The sequence below is a fragment of the Micromonospora globbae genome (genome assembly GCF_003610785.1).
Taxonomy (GTDB): domain Bacteria; phylum Actinomycetota; class Actinomycetes; order Mycobacteriales; family Micromonosporaceae; genus Micromonospora; species Micromonospora globbae.
In genome coordinates, this window is sequence record NZ_RAQQ01000005.1 from 88,568 (window position 1) to 106,936 (window position 18,369).

15 protein-coding genes and 1 pseudogene are annotated in these 18,369 nt (G+C 73.7%); 4 read left to right on the plus strand and 12 right to left on the minus strand.

Features of this window, described 5'->3' with window-relative positions; translation table 11 throughout:
• Nucleotides 1-27: 27 nt before the first annotated feature.
• From D7I43_RS08380 to D7I43_RS08400, 5 genes are all read right to left on the minus strand, one after another.
• Nucleotides 28-2,238 carry a bifunctional glycosyltransferase/CDP-glycerol:glycerophosphate glycerophosphotransferase gene (locus D7I43_RS08380; RefSeq protein WP_120327848.1) on the minus strand — a complete coding sequence of 737 codons (2,211 nt, stop codon included), beginning with the start codon at nt 2,236-2,238 and terminating at the stop codon, nt 28-30.
• Between the two features lie 15 nt (nt 2,239-2,253).
• Nucleotides 2,254-4,227: a DUF5941 domain-containing protein gene (locus D7I43_RS08385; RefSeq protein WP_120327849.1), complete on the minus strand. Its 1,974-nt coding sequence runs from the start codon at nt 4,225-4,227 to the stop codon at nt 2,254-2,256.
• Nucleotides 4,224-4,970 carry an ABC transporter ATP-binding protein gene (locus D7I43_RS08390; protein WP_120327850.1) on the minus strand — a complete coding sequence of 249 codons (747 nt, stop codon included), beginning with the start codon at nt 4,968-4,970 and terminating at the stop codon, nt 4,224-4,226. Before D7I43_RS08390 ends, D7I43_RS08385 begins: the two co-directional genes overlap by 4 nt.
• 1 nt (nt 4,971) lies before the next feature.
• Nucleotides 4,972-5,799 (minus strand): ABC transporter permease, encoded by an 828-nt coding sequence (locus tag D7I43_RS08395; RefSeq protein ID WP_120327851.1) that lies wholly within the window; start codon nt 5,797-5,799, stop codon nt 4,972-4,974.
• A gap of 70 nt (nt 5,800-5,869) precedes the next feature.
• Nucleotides 5,870-7,240, minus strand: a complete 1,371-nt coding sequence (locus D7I43_RS08400; RefSeq protein ID WP_120327852.1) for an L-serine ammonia-lyase — start codon at nt 7,238-7,240, stop codon at nt 5,870-5,872.
• Nucleotides 7,241-7,668: 428 nt separating this feature from the next.
• Between D7I43_RS08400 and D7I43_RS08405 the strand changes: the two genes are divergently transcribed.
• Nucleotides 7,669-7,875 (plus strand): PspC domain-containing protein, encoded by a 207-nt coding sequence (locus D7I43_RS08405; protein WP_120327853.1) that lies wholly within the window; start codon nt 7,669-7,671, stop codon nt 7,873-7,875.
• Between the two features lie 289 nt (nt 7,876-8,164).
• On the opposite strand, the gene D7I43_RS08415 is transcribed toward D7I43_RS08405, so the two are convergent.
• The 7 genes and pseudogenes from D7I43_RS08415 to pdxH all read right to left on the minus strand — a co-directional run bounded on the left by D7I43_RS08415 (nt 8,165) and on the right by pdxH (nt 14,343).
• On the minus strand, nt 8,165-8,920 hold the full coding sequence (locus D7I43_RS08415; protein WP_120327855.1) for a DUF4230 domain-containing protein: 756 nt from the start codon (nt 8,918-8,920) through the stop codon (nt 8,165-8,167).
• Nucleotides 8,921-9,034: 114 nt separating this feature from the next.
• Nucleotides 9,035-10,204 (minus strand): acyl-CoA dehydrogenase family protein, encoded by a 1,170-nt coding sequence (locus D7I43_RS08420; RefSeq protein WP_120327856.1) that lies wholly within the window; start codon nt 10,202-10,204, stop codon nt 9,035-9,037.
• 32 nt (nt 10,205-10,236) lie between these two features.
• Nucleotides 10,237-10,542, minus strand: coding sequence for a type II toxin-antitoxin system VapB family antitoxin (locus D7I43_RS08425; protein WP_091593012.1), 306 nt, complete (start codon nt 10,540-10,542; stop codon nt 10,237-10,239).
• 188 nt (nt 10,543-10,730) lie between these two features.
• Complete coding sequence (locus tag D7I43_RS08430) at nt 10,731-11,333, minus strand: nitroreductase family protein (RefSeq protein ID WP_120327857.1); 603 nt, start codon at nt 11,331-11,333, stop codon at nt 10,731-10,733.
• Nucleotides 11,334-11,350: 17 nt separating this feature from the next.
• On the minus strand, nt 11,351-12,280 hold the full coding sequence (locus tag D7I43_RS08435) for an aldose 1-epimerase family protein (RefSeq protein WP_120327858.1): 930 nt from the start codon (nt 12,278-12,280) through the stop codon (nt 11,351-11,353).
• A 159-nt stretch (nt 12,281-12,439) separates the two neighbouring features.
• Nucleotides 12,440-13,717 (minus strand): annotated as a pseudogene (locus D7I43_RS08440) (MFS transporter); the annotation flags it as partial.
• Entirely contained in the window at nt 13,714-14,343 is a 630-nt protein-coding gene (gene pdxH / locus D7I43_RS08445; protein WP_120328064.1) for a pyridoxamine 5'-phosphate oxidase, read from the minus strand. The pseudogene D7I43_RS08440 and the gene pdxH, both read right to left, overlap by 4 nt.
• A 282-nt stretch (nt 14,344-14,625) precedes the next feature.
• Here pdxH and D7I43_RS08450 point away from each other — a divergent pair, with 282 nt between their 5' ends.
• The 3 genes from D7I43_RS08450 (at nt 14,626) to sepH (ending at nt 18,366) form a co-directional block, all read left to right on the plus strand.
• Nucleotides 14,626-15,732, plus strand: coding sequence for a citrate synthase 2 (locus tag D7I43_RS08450; protein ID WP_120327860.1), 1,107 nt, complete (start codon nt 14,626-14,628; stop codon nt 15,730-15,732).
• Between the two features lie 246 nt (nt 15,733-15,978).
• Nucleotides 15,979-17,106: a phosphoserine transaminase gene (gene serC / locus D7I43_RS08455; RefSeq protein WP_120327861.1), complete on the plus strand. Its 1,128-nt coding sequence runs from the start codon at nt 15,979-15,981 to the stop codon at nt 17,104-17,106.
• Nucleotides 17,107-17,289: 183 nt separating this feature from the next.
• Nucleotides 17,290-18,366, plus strand: a complete 1,077-nt coding sequence (gene sepH, locus D7I43_RS08460; RefSeq protein WP_120327862.1) for a septation protein SepH — start codon at nt 17,290-17,292, stop codon at nt 18,364-18,366.
• Nucleotides 18,367-18,369: the final 3 nt, after the last annotated feature.

Below are 18,369 nucleotides of genomic sequence, written 5' to 3' on the forward strand. Positions count from 1 at the left end.
CTCGCGCGGCGGTGCCGGCCCCCGCGCTCAGCAGCCCTGACCCGGCGCGGCCGACTCGCCGAGGAACACCTGACGCACCACCCGTTCGGCCGCGTGGCCGTCGTCCAGGCCGCAGAACCGCGCGCGGAACTGCTGTCGGGCCTTGGTCGCCGCGTCCGACCAGACCTCGCCCGCGCGGAACAGGTCGAGCAGATCCGGGAAGGTCATCGCCACGGCGCCGGGCGGCTCCGCCGTCACGTCGAAGTAGACACCGCGCGCCAGGCGGTACGCCTCCCAGTCGGGCGCGTAGACGACGATGGGACGGTCCAGGACGGCGTAGTCGAACATCGCCGAGGAGTAGTCGGTGACCAGCACGTCCGCGACCAGGTAGAGGTCCTCCACCCGCTGGTACGCGCTCACGTCGGTGACCCGGCTCCACCGCACGTCCCGGCGGGGTCGGCGGTCCCGGTCGTGGAAGTAGTGGCTGCGCATCAGCAGCCGGGCGGACGGGCCGAGCGCCTCGACGAACCGCTCCGGGTCGAACGGCGGCCGGTAGTTCGGCAGGTGCTCGCGGTGCGTCGGCGCGTACAGCACCACCTGCTCAGTCGGGTCGATGCCGAGGTCGGCACGCAGCCGCCGCACCTCCTCGGGGGTCGCCGTGACGAGCCGGTCGTTGCGCGGGTAGCCGACCTCCAACGTGGTGTACGAGGCCGGGTAGGCCCGGTCCCACATCTGGGTGGAGAAGCTGTTCGAGGTGATGCTGTAGTCCCAGCGGTCCACCCGGCGCAGCAGGCCCGCGAAGTCCATCCGGCCGGCGCCGATCGGGTACCGCTGCTGGTCGAGCCCCATCACCTTCACGGGCGTGCCGTGGTGGGTCTGCACGTGCACGGTGCCGGGTCGCTTGCGGACGAAGTCCGGGAAGTTGACGTTGTTCACGAGCCAGCGGGCCCGCGCCAGCATCCGGTAGTACGCCGCCGTGCCGGCGACGACGTACTCCACGCCGGGCGGGAGGGTGCCCACGCGGTCCCGCCGTACGATCCAGACGCCACGGACCTGCGGGGCGAGCCGGCGGGCCGCCTCGTAGATGGCCGCCGGGTTGCAGGCGTACCCGCGGTACCAGTACGCGGCGTAGACGGCGAGCGTCGGGTCGACGGGCCGGTGCAGTTCCGCCCGGTAGTACTCGCGCAGCAGCACGTCCCGGGCCCGGCGGGCGTTGCGGCGCGCCACCGGGGCCACCCGCCGCTTGGCGGTACGCGCCGAGCGCCGCGCCGCGTCCCGGGCCCGGTTGGCGGCGCGCAACGCGCTGAACGTACGCCAGCGGCCGGTCGCCACCAGGCGGTGCTTGAGCCCCTCCACCCCGTCCGGCGTCGGGTAGCCCGCGGGCGGCAACCAGCGGGCGTAGTCGGCGGTGATCTGCGCGAAGAACGCGGGGCGCAGCTCCGGGGCGATCCGCTGGCCGTTTCCGAGCACGGTGAGGTAGTGCCAGATCATCCGCTCGAAGACCGCGGGACGCAGCTCGTCGACCGCCGGGCCCCACCGGTCCATGAGGTGGAACACCCGGTGCCACTGCGGGAACACCTCGAAGTGCCGGTCGCCGCGGGTGCGGGTGATCGCCCCGACCCGGCGCTGCCGGTAGTTCACGCAGACCCGGTCCAGCACACCGATCCGGTCGGCCGCCATCAGCACGGGATAGCTGAACGAGACGTCCTCGTACCAGCCGGGGGCGAAACGCAGCCCGTGCTCGACGAGGAACTGCCGGCGGACCACGCGGTTCCAGGCGGTGTGCAGCAGACGCAACGTCTCCGGCCGGTCCCGCAGCCGGAACGTCCCCTCGCCGGGCGGCTCGGGGAACACGTCCCGCATGGCGCTGCGCGTGGCGGCGTTGTTCCAGTGCGTCCGGACGTGGTCAACCATCAGCACGTCCGGCCTCGTGCCGGTCAGCCGCTCGGCGACCGCCGGCAGGCAGTCCGGCGCGAGCCAGTCGTCACCGTCGACGAACCAGACGTACTCGCCGACGGCCCGGTCCAGCCCGACGTTGCGGGCCGGACCGAGCCCGACGTTCTCCGTCAATCGGATCGCGCGGACCCGCTGGTCGCGCGCCGCGTACTCGTCGATGATCTCGCCGCTGTCGTCGGGCGAGCAGTCGTCGACGGCCACGACCTCCAGGTCGGTGAAGGGCTGGTCGAGGATCGAGTCCAGGCATTCCCGCAGGTAGCCCTGCACCCGGTAGGCCGGAACGACGAAGCTCACCAGTGTCATCCGGCCGTCCCTCCGTCAGCCCGGCACGCCTCCCGTCCGCACCGGCAGCGTCGACGCCCGCGCCGCGCGGGCCGGCAGGACGACCCAGGCAAGGACGACGCTCGCCACGAAAACCACGAGAAGGTACGTACCGAGTGTAGCCATCCCGATACCCGCGAACCCGGCGATTGCCGCCAGGGCCAGCAGCACCGAACGCCCGTCCCAGCCGAACGTGGCCGGGTGCAGCGGGGGCGCTGCCTGCCGCTTCTCCAGCCGCGCCGTGAGGTCGTAGTGGTGGACCGTGAGCACGAAGACGTACCCGAAGATCAGCCACGGCGGGACGGCGCCGATCACGCCGACGGCGATGGCGAACAGGTACTCGCCGGCCCGCAGCGCGGCCGGCACCAGCCAGTCCAGGCCCCCGTCGTGGGCCGCGCCGGACCCCAGGGCGCCGACCAGCAGCACCAGCAGCGCCGCCGGAACGAGCCACACCAGGTCGCCTGCCCCGTCGCCGGAACGCGCGACGACCAGCGCCGCCACGAGCAGCGCCGCCGGACCGAGGGCCGCGACCACCGCGAGGGCCAGCGGCGCCACGCGCGGCAGCACCGGCAGCCGGGTGGCCAGCGCGCCGTCGTCGCGGTGCAGGGTCGCGTCGACCGTGCCCAGCACGGGTACGCGCATCCAGCGCGCCCGCAGCGTCCGCAGCGCGCCCGTGTACGCGAACGCCAACGTGCCCCACACCAGCACCGCGATCAGGCTCACCCACGGGTTGAACAGCGCCACGGTCAGCGCGACCAGCGCCCACCGCTCGCCGATGGGGAAGACCACGGTCCGCTTCAGCCAGTACGACAGGGAACCCGTGTCCGCCTGCACCCGGGTCGAGGCGGCGTTCAGCCGGTCGCCGATGCCCCCGCCCGTGGCGGCGGGACGGGGCCGGCGGGCCGCCTCGTCGTGCAGTACGCCGTACCAGGTGTCGGTCATGTGCCGCACCGTCTGGAGGGTCATCGCGGCGATCGCCAGCGCCCAGCCGTACCGGTGGCCGGCCTGCGTGGCGCCGACGCCCAGGCCCGCGTAGACCACGTACTCCTTCGCACGGTCGGCCATGGTGTCCAGCCAGCCGCCCCAGGCGCTGAAGTTGCGGGTGTAGCGGGCGAGCTGGCCGTCCACGCAGTCGAGCACGAACCCGAGGTAGAGCAGGACCGCCCCGGCGACCAGCGCGGGCCGGCCGCCGACGGCGAACAGCACCGCGGCGGCCACCGCGAACGCCACCGAGATCATCGTGACGACCGTCGGGGTGAGGCGCAGGCGGGCCGCGACCCGCACCACGTACGGCGACCAGGTGCTCACGAAGAACGTGGTGAAGAAGTCGTCGCGCTCCTTCACCGACAGGCGCAGCTCGGCACGGTCCTCGTCGACGGCGGCCACCGCCGCCTCGGCGGCGGACAGCTCCGCCGCGTCGCCCACCCGTCGGGCGACGAGCAGGCGTACCCGGTGGGCGAACACCAGCGTGCCGAGCGCGCTGAGCGCCGCGAAGAGCCGGTCCACGACGCCCGCCGGCGCCCCCGGTGCGACGGCGCCGGACCGCACGGCGCGGGCGGCGGTGACCAGCGCCGGCAGGTCGTCCACGCCGACGCGCAGCGCGCCGCCGAAGAAGCCGGTCGGACCGTCGGTGGCCGGACCGGCCTCGACCACCTGCCCCCGCTCCTCCCGCACCCGGGTGGCGCCGCCGGCGGGCGGGTCGGCGAGCACCAGCGCGACGGTGGGCCCGACCGGGCTGGTGGCGAGGTGGCGCAGCACGGCGGTGTGCGCCACCAGGTCCGCGCCGGTCACCAGGACCGGCCCCCGGGCGGCGCCGGCCAGCGCGGCCAGCTCGTCGAGGTCGGCGGCGAACCGCACCTCGTCCGCTCCGGCCCGGCGGCACTGCGCGGCGATCCGGTCGGCGAGCGGCTTTCCGGTACGGGTCGTCAGGCTCGCGGCGGCGTCGCCGGCGAGCACGATCGCGAGCGTCACCGCGGTACCGCGCTCTGGTAGGCGTCGAGCGCCTCGGCGATGGTGCCGTCCAGGCGGAGCCGGCCCCCGTCGAGGAACAACCCCCGGCGGCAGAACCGGGTCAGGTCCTTTTGGTTGTGTGACACCAGCACCAGAGTGCGCCCCTCCCCGAGCAGACGGTCGATCGTCGCATAACACTTCTTTCGGAACTCCGCGTCCCCGACCGCGGTCACCTCGTCCATGAGCAGGATCGGGTGCGGCAGGTGGGAGATGATCGCGAAGCCGAGCCGTACCTTCATGCCGGACGAGTAGTGGCGCACCGACGTGTCGATGGCCCGCTCCACCTGCTCGCCGGCGAACGAGACGATGTCGTCGAAGTGCCGCCTCAGGTAGCCCGGCGAGAGCCCGTGCAGGCCACCGACGAGGTGCAGGTTCTCCCGTCCGGTGAGGTCGTTGGAGAAGCCCGCGGACAGCTCCAGCAGCGGCGCGACGTCGCCGTGGACGCGGATGCTCCCCTCGTCGGGGATCAGCACCCCGGCGATCAGGCGCAGCAGGGTGCTCTTGCCGGTGCCGTTGCGGCCGATCACGCCGACCGTCTCGCCCGGCCGTACGGTGAACGACACGTCGCGCAGCGGCCAGAACTGGCCCGAGGACGCGGAGCGCCCGCCCCGGTGGATGAACAGCTCACGCAGCCGCAGCTGGCGGCGCCGGTTACGGACGAACCGGATGCCCAGACCCTCCGCCTCGATGATCGGGTCGGCCATCTCAGAGTTCCTTGAGCACGGCGGGTTCGAGCCGGCGGAACGACCACCACCCGACGACCAGCACGAGCACGCTCCCGGCGACGGTGGTGGCGAGCAGCCGGGCGTCGGGGAACTCGTCCGGGTACCAGATCGCGTGGTGCAGCTGGAAGATGCCGACCAGCGGGTTCACCTCGTACGCGATCTTCAGCCAGCCGGGCAGGTCGGAATCCCGTACGAGACTCAGCGGGTAGATGATCGGCGTGGCGTAGAAGAGCACCCGGATGACCAGGCGCATCACCCGCTCGACGTCGCGCATCAGCACGTTGAACGCGGACAGCAGCAGGGCGAGGCCGATCAGCAGGACGCCCTGGACGGCCACGGCGAGCGGCAGGGCGAGCAGCGACCAGCCGGGATCGGCCCGGCCGCGGACCGTGTACGCCAGCGCGACGGCCGCGAGGATCGGCAGGCCGGCGGCGTACTCGGCGAAGCGGCCGGTGACCCGACCGATCGGGAAGACCTGCCGGGGCACGTTCATCGTGGTGATCAGCCGGGACTGCCCGGTGAGCGCGTTGGTCGCCTCGCTGAGCGCCGAACTCGTCCACATCCAGGCAAAGATCCCGGTGATGAGGAAGAGCGGGTACGACTGCGCGGCGTCGCCCAGGTGCCGCCCGGTGTCCCGCGCGTACAGGACGCCGAAGACGAACCAGTAGATCGCGCCCATGCCGAGCGGCTCGATGAGCGACCACACGTAGCCCAGGACGGACTGCTGGTACTTCACGGCGAGGTCGCGCCGGACCAGGATGCGCAGCGAGTTGCGGTGCGACCACAACGCCGCGACGCCAGAGGTCACCGCCGCCTCCCGCCTGTGAAACGGACGACAGGCTAGCAGTCGGTGGACGAACGTCCCGAGATGGGAGCGCTCAACACTCGATCACGTTGACGGCCAGACCGCCGCGTGCCGTCTCCTTGTACTTGACCTTCATGTCCGCGCCGGTCTCCCGCATGGTCTTGATGACCTTGTCCAGCGAGACGGCGTGCACCCCGTCACCGCGCAGCGCGAGCCGGGCGGCCGTGATCGCCTTGATGCTAGCCACCGCGTTCCGCTCGATGCAGGGGATCTGCACGAGGCCACCGACCGGGTCACACGTCAGGCCCAGGTTGTGCTCCATGCCGATCTCGGCGGCGTTCTCCACCTGCGCGGGCGTGCCGCCCAGCGCCTCCGCCAGGCCGGCGGCCGCCATCGAGCAGGCCGACCCCACCTCGCCCTGGCACCCGACCTCGGCGCCGGAGATCGACGCGTTCTCCTTGAACAGCACACCGATGGCGCCGGCGGCCAGCAGGAAGCGGATCACACCCTCGTCCGAGGCGTCCGGCACGAACCGGGTGTAGTAGTGCAGGACGGCGGGGATGATCCCCGCCGCTCCGTTGGTCGGCGCGGTGACCACCCGGCCGCCCGCCGCGTTCTCCTCGTTGACGGCCAGGGCGAAGAGGGTCACCCAGTCCATGGCGCGCAGCGGGTCGCCGGCGTCGGCCTCCGCCTCCAGGCTGCGGCGCAGCTCCGCGGCCCGGCGGCGGACCTTCAGACCCCCGGGGAGCACCCCGTCCCGCTCACAGCCCCGCTGGACGCACTCCCGCATCACCCGCCAGATCTCCAGCAGACCGGCGCGCACCTCGGCCTCGCTCCGCCAGGAACGCTCGTTGGCGAGCATCACCTCGCTGATCGACAGGCCGGTGGCGGCCGTGACCTCGAGCAGCTCGGCGCCGGTGAGGAAGGGGTGCGGCACCGGGGTGGTGTCGGGAACGATCCGGTCCGCGCCGGCCGCCGCCTCGTCCACCACGAAGCCGCCGCCCACGGAGTAGTAGGTGCGGGCCCGCAGCTCCGCGCCGGTGTCGTCGTACGCCACGAACGTCATCCCGTTCGGGTGGTACGGCAGCGAGCGGCGGCGGTGCAGCACCAGGTCACGGTCGGGGTCGAAGTCGATCTCGTGCGCGTCGAGGAGGCTGATCCGCCGCTCGGCGCGGATCCGGGCGACGCGGGGCGCCACGCTGTCGGTGTCGACGGTCTCCGGCGCCTCCCCGGCCAGCCCGAGCAGCACCGCGCGGTCGCTGCCGTGGCCGTGCCCCGTGGCGCCGAGCGACCCGAAGAGCTCGGCCTGCACGCGGGCGGTGGCGGCGAGGAGCCCGTCGGCCTTGAGGCCGGTCACGAACGTCCGGGCGGCCCGCATCGGCCCGACGGTGTGCGAGCTCGACGGCCCGATGCCGACGCTGAAGAGGTCGAAGACACTGATCATGGATGCACTTCCCTCGCCGTCGCCCCCGTCGTGCGGGTTGCGCCCCGATGGTGGCCGTGACCTGGCGGGCACCAGGGGTGTGGACGCCCAACCGGCGAGCCTACCCGCCCAGCTCACGCCCCGCCCGGCGGTCCGCCCGCCCCGCCGCCGCCCCACCCTCGGCCATGATCGCCCCGCCCCCGGCCATGATCGCGCTGCTTCCGGGAAGCAGTGGCATCCGGCCGTCGACGAGGCCACTACATCCATGTTCCCGCGTGATCTCCGCAGGGGGGCGCGGCGCACGCGGCGGCGCGTCGCGCCCGGCCCTGCCGGGTAACCACCTACGGGTACGCGGGTCGCCGATCGTCCTGCGGACTGAGGGCGGGGTGGCCGCCCGTTCCTACCGTGGATGTCAGACGCGGCGCACGCCGCAGAGTGGGAGTACGACGATGAGTCGCAAACTGGTCCGGCCCCGCCAGGGGCGCATGCTCGCCGGTGTCTGCGCCGGCCTCGCCCAGCGGTTCGGCGTGTCGGCCGGCATGGTCCGGCTGCTGTTCCTGCTGTCGCTGCTGCTGCCCGGCACCCAGGTGATCGTCTACCTGATCCTCTGGATCCTCATGCCCAACGAGGACCGCTACCTGGCCACCGTCCGCTGACGGCGGCGCCGGCCGTACGAGGTGGCCCGTCATCGGAGACGGCCCCGCCCGGGACACGGCAGGCTGCGGGACCTCGCCCCGATCGTGAGCACCGAGTACCGGCGCTTTGACGACGAAGTTATGCCGCCGGCGCGCGCTCACGCCCCGATCATGGGCGGCGAGGGCGCGGGCGGCGCGCTCACGCCCGACCGTGAGCACCGAGGGCGGGCGGCGCGGCGCGCTCACGCCCGCGACGACGCCGAAGCGCCCGCCCCGAGCCGTGGGGGCGGGCGCTTCCACGTCACGCTGGTCAGGGGGTGACGTAGGTGACCGTCACCCGCTCGTAGCCGAGTGAGCCGAGCAGCCCCTCCAGCATCTTGCGCGTGTTCTCCTCGGCCCGGGCGCCGAGCCCGCTGTCGCGGGCGGCCGCCGTGATCCGCTCCTCCGCGAGGCGGTAGACCTCCTGCTGCCGGTTGGGGTCGCCGCCGAACACCTCGCCCAGCCGGTTGAGCAGGCCACGCCGTTCCGCGAAGACGTAGCTCTTCTCCAGGTCCAGGTTGGTTTCGCCGAGCTGCGGCGCCGGCAGTTTGATCTCCACCGACTTGCCGTCGGCCGACTCGACCACCGCCCCGTCGGAGATCCGCGCGAAGTCCACGTACGCCTCGACGCTGCCCGCCCCGACGAACAGCGTCCGCTCGTTGAGCAGGAACTCCGGCACGTACTGGCGGTCCTTCTGGAGGTCGACCACCACCTGGTAGTTGCCCTCGGCCGCCACGTAGCGGCTGAGATCCTGGATCGACTTCAGCAGCGTCGGCTGGCTGCGGTCCGTCCGCTCCTCGGCGAACGGGTTGCGGAAGCTCGGCCAGAGCCCGCTGGTCTGCACGCCGAGGAGCACCACCACCGCGAGCGCCGCCGCGCCGAGCACCCACAGCAGGCCCCGCGTGGGGCGTGCGGCGGGCGCCGGTGTGGGCTCGGGTGGGGTGTCGGAGCGGGCCGTGATCGCGTCGCCGGTCGGGTGACCGGAGAGCTCCCGGGTGGGCTCGTTGCTGTCAGCGTCGCGGGCCATGGCCCTCACCGTCCTCGTCAGACACTGCCGTCTGCAATGACGGTACGACCGTCGTACGACACGCGCGCGCCGAGCGGGCCAACCCGCTGTTTCCGCAGGTCAGCGCCGCACTGGTCAGGCGAACGCGTTGATCCCGGTCAGCTTCTGCCCGATCACCAGCTGGTGGATCTCCGAGGTGCCCTCGTACGTGAGGACGCTCTCCAGGTTGTTGGCGTGCCGCATGACCGGGTACTCGCCGGAGATGCCGTTGGCGCCGAGGATCGTGCGGCACTGCCGGGCGATGGCCAGCGCCTCCCGCACGTTGTTCAGCTTCCCGACGCTGACCTGCTCGGGGCGGAGCGCGCCCGCGTCGGCGAGCCGCCCCAGGTGCAGCGCCAGCAGCTGGCCCTTCTGGAGTTCGACCACCATGTCGGCGAGCTTGGCCTGGGTGAGCTGGAACCCGGCCAGCGGCCGGCCGAACTGGGTGCGGGTGCCCGCGTACGCCAGGGTCGTCTCCAGGCAGTCCCGCGCGGCGCCGAGCGCGCCCCAGACGATGCCGTACCGCGCCTCGGTGAGGCAGCTCAGCGGCGCCCGGAGCCCGACGGCGTCGGGCAGCAGCGCGTCCGCCGGCAGGCGGACGTCGTCGAGGACGATCTCCCCGGTCACCGACGCCCGCAGGGACATCTTGCGGCTGATCTCGCGGGCGCTCACGCCGGGCGTGTCCATCGGTACGGCGAAGCCCCGCACGCCGTCCTCGGTGCGGGCCCAGATCACCCCGACGTCGGCGATCGGCGCGTTGGTGATCCACATCTTGCCGCCGGTGAGGATCCAGTCGTCGCCGTCGCGGCGCGCGCGGGTGGCCATCGACGCGGGGTCGGAGCCGTGGTCGGGCTCGGTCAGCCCGAAGCAGCCAATCGCCTCACCGGCGGCCATCGGGGGCAGCCAGCGCTGCTTCTGCTCCTCGCTGCCGTACCGCCAGATGGCGTACATGGCCAGCGAGCCCTGCACCGACACCAGGGACCGCAGGCCCGAGTCGCCGGCCTCCAGCTCCAGGCACGCGAGCCCGTACGCGACGGCCGAGGCGCCCGCGCACCCGTAGCCGGTCAGGTGCATGCCGAGCAGGCCGAGCTTGCCGAACTCCCGGGCCAGCTCGCGAGCCGGTACGCGACCCGACTCGTACCAGTCGGCGACGTGCGGGCGTACCCGGTCGTCGACGAGCTGGCGCACGACGGCGCTGATCTGCCGCTCCTCCTCGCCGAGCGTGGAGTCGAGGTCGAGCAGGTCGAGGGGGGCCGTGGGGCTCATGGCAGCCACCCTAACGAAGGCTCAGGAGCCCGTCACTCCACCGCCTCGGAGAGCACGAGCACCCGGGCGTGGATCTGGTTGCGCTGCTGGAGCGCCGCCCGCAGCGCCCGGTGCAGGCCGTCCTCCAGGTAGAGGCCGCCGTTCCACTGCACGACGTGCGGGAACAGGTCGCCGTAGAACGTCGAGTCCTCGGCGAGGAGCTTGTCCAGCGCCAGTTCGCGCTTGGTGGTGATCAACTGGTCCAGGCGCAGCGGCCGCGGCGGGATCTCCGCCCACTGCTTGAGCGTCAGGTTGTGCTCCGGGTAGGGACGCCCGTCCCGGACCGCTCTGAAGATCACGACGGCACGCTCCCCTCCCCGTGGCCGGGCCGACCGACGGCGCCGTGCCGGGTCGCGGCGTGGCACCGCACGGCGCGGCACCGATGACCGTGCCAGCCTAGCCGCCTGTCGCACACCGCGTTCTGCTCCCTGATGTCAGTTTCGCTACCGCTCGCCCGATCTTCAACGGGACGAATCCGGCGTGCCGCTCAACTCCACCGTCCGCGCCGGACCACGTCGTCGACCGGTCGGCGTCCCCGGCGCAGCGACGGTGACCGATGGTCCGGTGCCCGGTAACCCACCGTGACCGCACCGATCGGCGCGAACTCCTCCGGTACGCCGAACGCCTCCCGGTACGCCGCCAGCCGCTGGGGCGGAATGCCGAAGAAGCACGCCCCGAGTCCCTCGTCCACGGCGGTGAGCAGCATCAGCAGGGCCGCGAAACCGGTGTCCACGTACCAGTAGGGCACCGGCCAGCGCTCCGTGGAGCGGTCCGTCCAACCCTTGTCCGGCTCGGCGTACCGCTCCAGGTACACCGAGCGGTTCGCGTGCGGTACGACGATGAGCGGCGCCCGTCGCATCCCGGCCAGCCAGCGCTCCCGGCCGCCGCCGCCCGGCGTGGTGGCCGCCCAGAACCGCTCCCGGTCGGCCGGCTCCTCCAGCACCAGGAACCCCCAGCCCTGCGCGAAGCCGGCGGAGGGCGCGCGGACCGCGTGGTCGAGCAGCCGCTCCACGACCTCGGGCGGGACGGGCCGGTCCGGGTCGTAGTTGCGCACCATCCGCCGGCGCCGGACGACCTCGGCGAACTCCATGCGGCTCCCCCTGCCGGTCAGGCGCCCGGGCGGACGCCCCAGACGCCCCGCCAGGTCTCCCCCGGCTTCAACATGATCACGTCGCGCCCGGAGCGTAACGCGTCGGGCGGGCAGGTCATGGGCTCGATCGCCACCGATCGGCGGTGCCGCTCCCCGGTGAGCGTGTCGCCCGAGAAGACCTGCCACCAACCGAACTCCCGATCGGCCCAGATGGTCACGCCGGCCGAGCCGTCCGGAGCCGCGAGGCTCACCGACGATCCGCCGTCCTCGTCCCGGATGACGTCGCCGAACGCGAGGTCGAGGACGGCGTCACCGATGCGGCGGGGGCTCGTCCAGTCGTACTCGGTGCCGGCCACCTCGGTGGCCGCGATCGGCAGCAGCCGGTCGTCCACGAGGAGCCGGGTCCGGGCGGGCAGCCGCATCGACAGGTCGTCGACCGCGACCCCGGGCAGTTGCAGGTACGGGTGCACGGAGAAGCCGAACGGGGCCGGCTCGGCGCTGACGTTGCGCACCTCGTGCTCGGCGCGCAGACCGTCCGCCCCGACACTCCACCGGCTGCGCAGGTGCAGCTCCCACGGGTAGCCGGGCTGCGGCGGCAGCGCGTAGCCGACCGTCACCGCGTCCGGCGAGCGCTCCAGCAGCCGCCAGGGCACCCAGTTGACCAGCCCGTGGATCGCCACGTGCCGCTCCGGCTCGGTCAGCGGCAGCTGGTGCGTCCGCTCGCCGAGCGTGTACCGCCCGTCCCGGATCCGGTTCGGCCACGGCGCGAGCACCTGCCCGGCGCAGCCGGGGCACAGCTCGTCCTCGGCGTACCCGTCGACGTAGTCCACGCCGTCGTGCCGGTACGTCCGCAGCCCGCCGCCCACCTCGACGACGACGGCCTCGTGGCCGTCGGCCGCGATGGTCCACTGGGCGCCCGAGGGGGAACGGTGATCAGGGGTGCTCATGTCGGCGACCCTAACCGGTCACTCGCGGTCACCGCCCGGTGCCGCCGCCCCGCCGCCGCGCGACGTGGCGCCCGCCGGGTCGCCGCTCGCCGCCTCGCCGTCGGCCGCGCTGCTGGCCCGCCCGCCGTCGGCGGCCGTCGCCACGTCGGTGCCGGTGGCGGTCGCCGCCCGGTAGCGCAGCAGGGCCGGGAACGCGACGGCGAGCACCACCACGAGCACGGCCGAGGCGACGCCACCGGCCACCCAGGCGACGCCGCCGCCCAGCCCGGCCGCCATGGCGCCGGCCCGCAGGTCGCCCAGGCGCGGCCCGCCCGCGACCACGACGGTGTTCACGCCCTGGAGCCGGCCCCGCATCCGGTCCGGCGCGTACACCAGCAGCATGGACTGGCGCAGCACGGCGCTGACCAGGTCGGCGGCGCCGGCCACGCCGAGCAGCAGGACCATCAGCCAGAGCTGGTGGGCCAGCCCGGCCGCCGCGATGGCCACGCCCCACGCGACCACGGCGACCACGAGCCCGAGCCCCTGCCGGCGCAGCCGGCCGATCCAGCCGGAGGTGAGCCCGCCGAGCATCGAGCCGATGGCGATGGCGCTGTACAGCCAGCCGACCGCCCCGCCGTCGCCGAACCGCTCGTGGGCGATCTCGGGGAAGAGCGCCCGCGGCATCGCCAGGATCATGGCGATGAGGTCGACGGCGAACGAGAGCAGCAGGACCGGCGTGGTGGCCAGGTAGCGGAACCCGTCCACCACGCTGGCGAGGCCCGCCTTGCGCGGCGTGTCGCCGCCGCCCGGATCGGGCTCGGGCGGCAGCGCGGGCAGCCGCAGGGTGGCCCAGAGCGAGACGGTGAACAGCAGTGCGTCGACCGCGTACGCGACGGGCAGGCCGACGTCGGTGCCCCACCAGGTGAAGATCATGCCGGCCGCGAGCGGCCCGACCACCGACGCCGCCGTGAACGTCGTGTAGTTCAGCGTGGTGGCCGCCGGGACCAGCTTCTCCGGCACGAGCCGCGGCAGGATGGCGCTGCGGGCCGGTGACGTGATCGCGAACGCCGTGGACTGCACCGCCACCAGGAGCAGGAGCAGCACCGGACTGCCCACCTGGAACAGCGACTGGGCCAGCAGCCCGAGGGTCGACGCCCAGAGCAGCGCGCCCGCGCCCAGCAGCACCTTGCGGCGGTCCCGGGCGTCGGCGACCGCGCCGCCCCAGAGCCCGAAGATCAGCAGCGGCACGAACCCGGCGACGCCGAGCAGGCCGACCCAGAACGAGTCCCGGGTGAGGTCGTACATCTCGACGGGCACGGCGACGGCGGTGAACTGGAAGCCGAACATGGCCACGCCGTTGCCGAGCCAGATCCGCCGGTAGTCCGCCACCCCCAGCGGACGCAGGTCGATCGCCAGGCGGCGCAGTCCCCGCCGCCGGGCCTCCGGCGCCGCCGTCACGGCGCCAGCCGTTCGACGGTCCAGTCGCCGGCCCCGGTACGCCGGAACCGCAGCCGGTCGTGCAACCGGCCCGCCCGGCCCTGCCAGAACTCCACCGACTCGGGACGGACGCGCAGCCCGCCCCAGTGCGGCGGGGCGGGGATCGACGCCGCGTCGGCGAACCGCTCCGCCGCCTCGCGGTAGCGCTCCTCCAGCGCCGCCCGGTCCGGGATCACCTGCGACTGCGGGCTCGCCCACGCGCCGATCTGGGACGTGCGGGGCCGGGTGGCGAAGTACGCCTCGGTCTCCGCCCGGTCCACCGGCTCGACGGTGCCGGCGACCACGACCTGCCGCTGCATCGGGAACCAGGGGAAGACCAGGCTGGCGTACGGGTTGGCGGCCGCCTCGGCGCCCTTGCGCGACGTGTGGTTGGTGAAGAAGACGAAGCCGTCCGGGTCGTACCCCTTCAGCAGGACCGTCCGCCCGCTGGGCCGCCCGGCGGCGTCGGCCGTGCCGACGACCATGGCGTTCGGCTCGGGCAGCCCGAAGGCCACCGCCTCGGCGAACCAGCGGGCGAACTGGGTGTGCCAGTCGCCGGCCAGCTCGGACTCGGAAAGGCCCCGGTCCGCGGCGTACTCGTTACGCATCGCGGCCGGGGCGGGTGTGTCGCCCGTCACGTCGTTCCACTCCTTCTCACCGGGCCGGCCACGCCGGGCAGGGCTGGCGGCCCGTACGCCCCAGTCTTGCCCAGCCTCGGACGCGGCGCTCGGGCGGGGATGTCGCGTGCGGCACAGTCGCTGCGGGTCGCGGACTCGGTTACCCAGCAGGCAAGATGTTCCGAACACATCCCTGAGGGTCGCCAACGGTGCTCGACCGGCCGGGCCGCGTTGAGCGCGACCAGGCGCACCGACCAGAGCCAGGAGAGCGACATGGCCGACTTCAAACCGGGACTGGAAGGCGTCGTCGCCTTCGAGACGGAGATCGCCGAACCCGACCGGGAAGGCGGTGCGCTGCGCTACCGCGGTGTGGACATCGAGGATCTGATCGGCCAGGTCTCGTTCGGCAACGTGTGGGCCCTGCTGGTCGACGGCCGTTTCGGGCCCGGTCTGCCGCCCGCGGAGCCGTTCCCGGTGCCGGTGCACTCCGGCGACATCCGCGTCGACGTGCAGTCCGCGGTCGCGATGCTCGCGCCGTACTGGGGGCTCAACCAGCTGCTGGACATCTCCGACGAGCAGGCCCGCGAGGACCTCGCCCGGGTCTCGGTGACGGCGCTCTCCTTCGTCGCCCAGTCCGCCCGGGGCCTGGGGCTGCCGGCCGTGCCGCAGAAGGAGATCGACAAGGCGTCCACGATCGTGGAGCGCTTCATGAAGCGCTGGCGGGGTGAGCCCGACCCGCGGCACGTGAAGGCCGTCGACGCGTACTTCATCTCGGCCGCCGAGCACGGCCTGAACGCCTCCACCTTCACGGCCCGGATCGTCGCCTCGACCGGCGCGGACGCCGCGGCCTGCATCTCCTCCGGCATCGGGGCGCTCTCCGGCCCCCTGCACGGCGGCGCGCCGTCCCGGGTGCTGAACATGCTGGAGGCGGTCGAGCGCAGCGGCGACGCCGAGGGCTACGTCAAGGGCGTGCTGGACCGGGGCGAGCGGCTCATGGGCTTCGGGCACCGCGTCTACCGGGCCGAGGACCCGCGCGCCCGGGTGCTCCGGCGGACCGCCAAGGAGCTGGGTGCGCCCCGCTTCGAGGTGGCCGAGGCGCTGGAGAAGGCCGCCCTGGACGAGCTGCACAACCGCAAGCCGGACCGGGTGCTGGCGACCAACGTCGAGTTCTGGTCCGCCGTGGTGCTCGACTTCGCCGAGGTGCCGGCGCACATGTTCACCTCGATGTTCACCTGCGCCCGGATGGGTGGCTGGAGCGCGCACATCCTGGAGCAGAAGAAGCTCCAGCGCCTCGTACGCCCCTCGGCCCGCTACGTCGGCCCCGGCCCCCGCAAGCCGCAGGAGGTCGAGGGCTGGGACGCCATCCCGCACGGCGTGTGACGCCCGCTCTCTGACCCCCGCTGAAGGCCCCGACCCCTCGGTCGGGGCCTTCACCGTGTGGCGCATCCCTCACGTCGCGGTGTGGGACCAGCGGTCGACCGGCCCGGCCCGGATGGGAGGATGAAGGCCGGCAGCGCCGCCGGACCGGGCTCGGACCCGGCTCCCCCGCGCGCCCGCGCGCGGCCGCCGTCGCTCCGCGCCCGCTGAAGGGCCAGCCCTCGCCCACGCGGAAGGATCGAGACAACCGTGGCTGACGCACCGACCATCCGGATTCCCGACGAGATCAAGCCCGCCGACGGACGGTTCGGCTGCGGGCCGTCCAAGGTTCGTCCGGCGGCGGTCTCCGCCCTGGCCGACGTCGCCACCACGTACCTCGGCACCTCCCACCGCCAGAAGACGGTGCGCGACCAGGTCGCCCGGCTGCGTCGCGGCATCGCCGAGTTCTTCTCCCTCCCCGAGGGGTACGAGGTGGTGCTCGGCAACGGCGGCACCACCGCCTTCTGGGAGGTCGCCACGTTCGGCCTGATCCGCGACCGGGCCCAGTTCGCCAGCTTCGGCGAGTTCGGCGCGAAGTTCGCGAAGGCCGTCAAGGACGCGCCGTTCCTCGGTGAGCCGACCATTCACAAGTCGGACGCGGGCACCGCGCCGAGCCTGGTCGCCGAGGCGGGCGTCGACGTGTACGCGACCCCGCACAACGAGACCTCCACCGGCGTGGCCGTGCCGATCTCCCGGGTCCCCGGCGCCGACGAGGGCTCGCTGCTGCTGGTGGACGCCACCTCGGGCGCCGGCGGCCTCGACGTGGACGTCGCCGAGACGGACGTCTACTACTTCGCACCGCAGAAGTGCTTCGGCTCCGACGGTGGCCTGTGGCTGGCCCTCATGTCCCCGGCGGCGCTGGAGCGGGCCGCCGAGATCAAGGCGTCCGGGCGGTACATCCCGGCCTTCCTGGACCTGGTCACCGCCATCGACAACTCCCGGCTGGAGCAGACGTACAACACGCCGGCGCTGGCGACGATCTTCCTGGCCGCCGAGCAGACCGACTGGATGAACGGCCAGGGCGGCCTGGCCTGGGCCGCGAAGCGGACGGCCGAGAGCGCCTCCATCGTGTACGGCTGGGCCGAGCGTTCGGCGGTGGCCACGCCGTTCGTGGCCGACCCGGCGCTGCGGTCCAACGTGGTCGCCACGATCGACTTCGTCGACGGGGTGGACGCGGGGGCGATCGCCAAGGTGCTGCGCGCCAACGGCATCGTCGACACGGAGCCCTACCGCAAGCTCGGCCGCAACCAGCTGCGGGTCGCGCTCTTCCCGGCCGTCGAGCCGGCCGACGTCGAGGCGCTGACCGCGTCCATCGACTACGTGGTCGAGCGGCTCTGACATCGTGACGCTGGGTGGCCGCGGCAACCGCCGCGGCCACCCACGGTGATCATCGCCGCTGCTCATCCGCGACATGCGGGTGTCGCATCCCCCACCCGCGGGCAGATGAGCGTACGGTGGTGCGAGACGCCCGGGTGGCTGGCCTGTGGCGTGCGGCCAACGAAGCGGGACGGAGGCAACGATATGCGCCCAGTACGCTTCGTCGCCCTTTCCGAGGACGGCCAGGCGCTGGTGCTCGCCGACGAGGTGGGGCGGCTGCTCGCGCTCCCGATCGACGAGCGCGTGACCTCGGCGTTGCACGCCGATCCGGGCAGCCCGCCGCTCGCCGTGGCACCGGCCGCCGCCGACCCGGTGCCGTCCCTGTCGCCGCGGGACATCCAGGCCCGCATCCGCTCCGGCGAGTCCGCTGAGGACGTCGCCCGGATCGCCGGTGTGCCGGTCGACCGCGTGCTGCGCTACGCCGGCCCGGTGCTGCAGGAGCGGGCCATGCTCGCCCAGCACGCGCGCCGCACCCGGCTCAAGGGCGCCGAGAAGCCGACTCCCCTGGCCGAGGTGGTCAACGGCCGGCTGGCCCAGCACGGCATCGACACCGAGAAGATCTCCTGGGACGCGTACCGGCGGGACGACGGCACCTGGCGGATCATCGCCACCTGGCCGTCCGGGAAGGCCACCGCGCAGGCGATCTGGGTCCTCGACAAGACGCGGCAGGCCGTCGCGCCGCACGACGACATGGCGCAGTACCTGTGCGCCGAGCGGCCCACGCCGATCCTCGGCCAGGAGCCGGCGCCGGAGCGGGGCGGGCACGCCCTGCCGGGGCCGTCGCGGGGCGAGCCGAGCCGCGGCGGGCACGGGCTGCCGACGCCCGCCGAGCACGCACGCCCGGGTCGCGACCCGATCCGGGCCGGCCGGGACGCCCTGCTGGCCTCGCTCGACCGCCCGCTCGGCGGTTCGTCCGGCCGGGGTCTGGAGCCGCGTACGCCGGCCGCGCTCGCGGGGTCCGACGCGCCCCGGCAGCGGGCGGTCACCGGCGGGGCGGCCGCGCTGCTCGGCGGCGGCCCGGGTTCGGCCTTCGACGACGACTCGGACGCGCCCAAGGAGGTGCCGGCCGTGCCGTCGCTGGCGGTCCTCCGCCCGCGCCGCACCGGCACGGGAGCCGGCGGGAACGAGGCCACCGACACCTCGGGCAAGCCGCGCAAGCGCCTGCCGAGCTGGGACGACGTCCTCTTCGGCAGCGGCCCGGCGGCCCGCGAGTCCTCCTGAGCC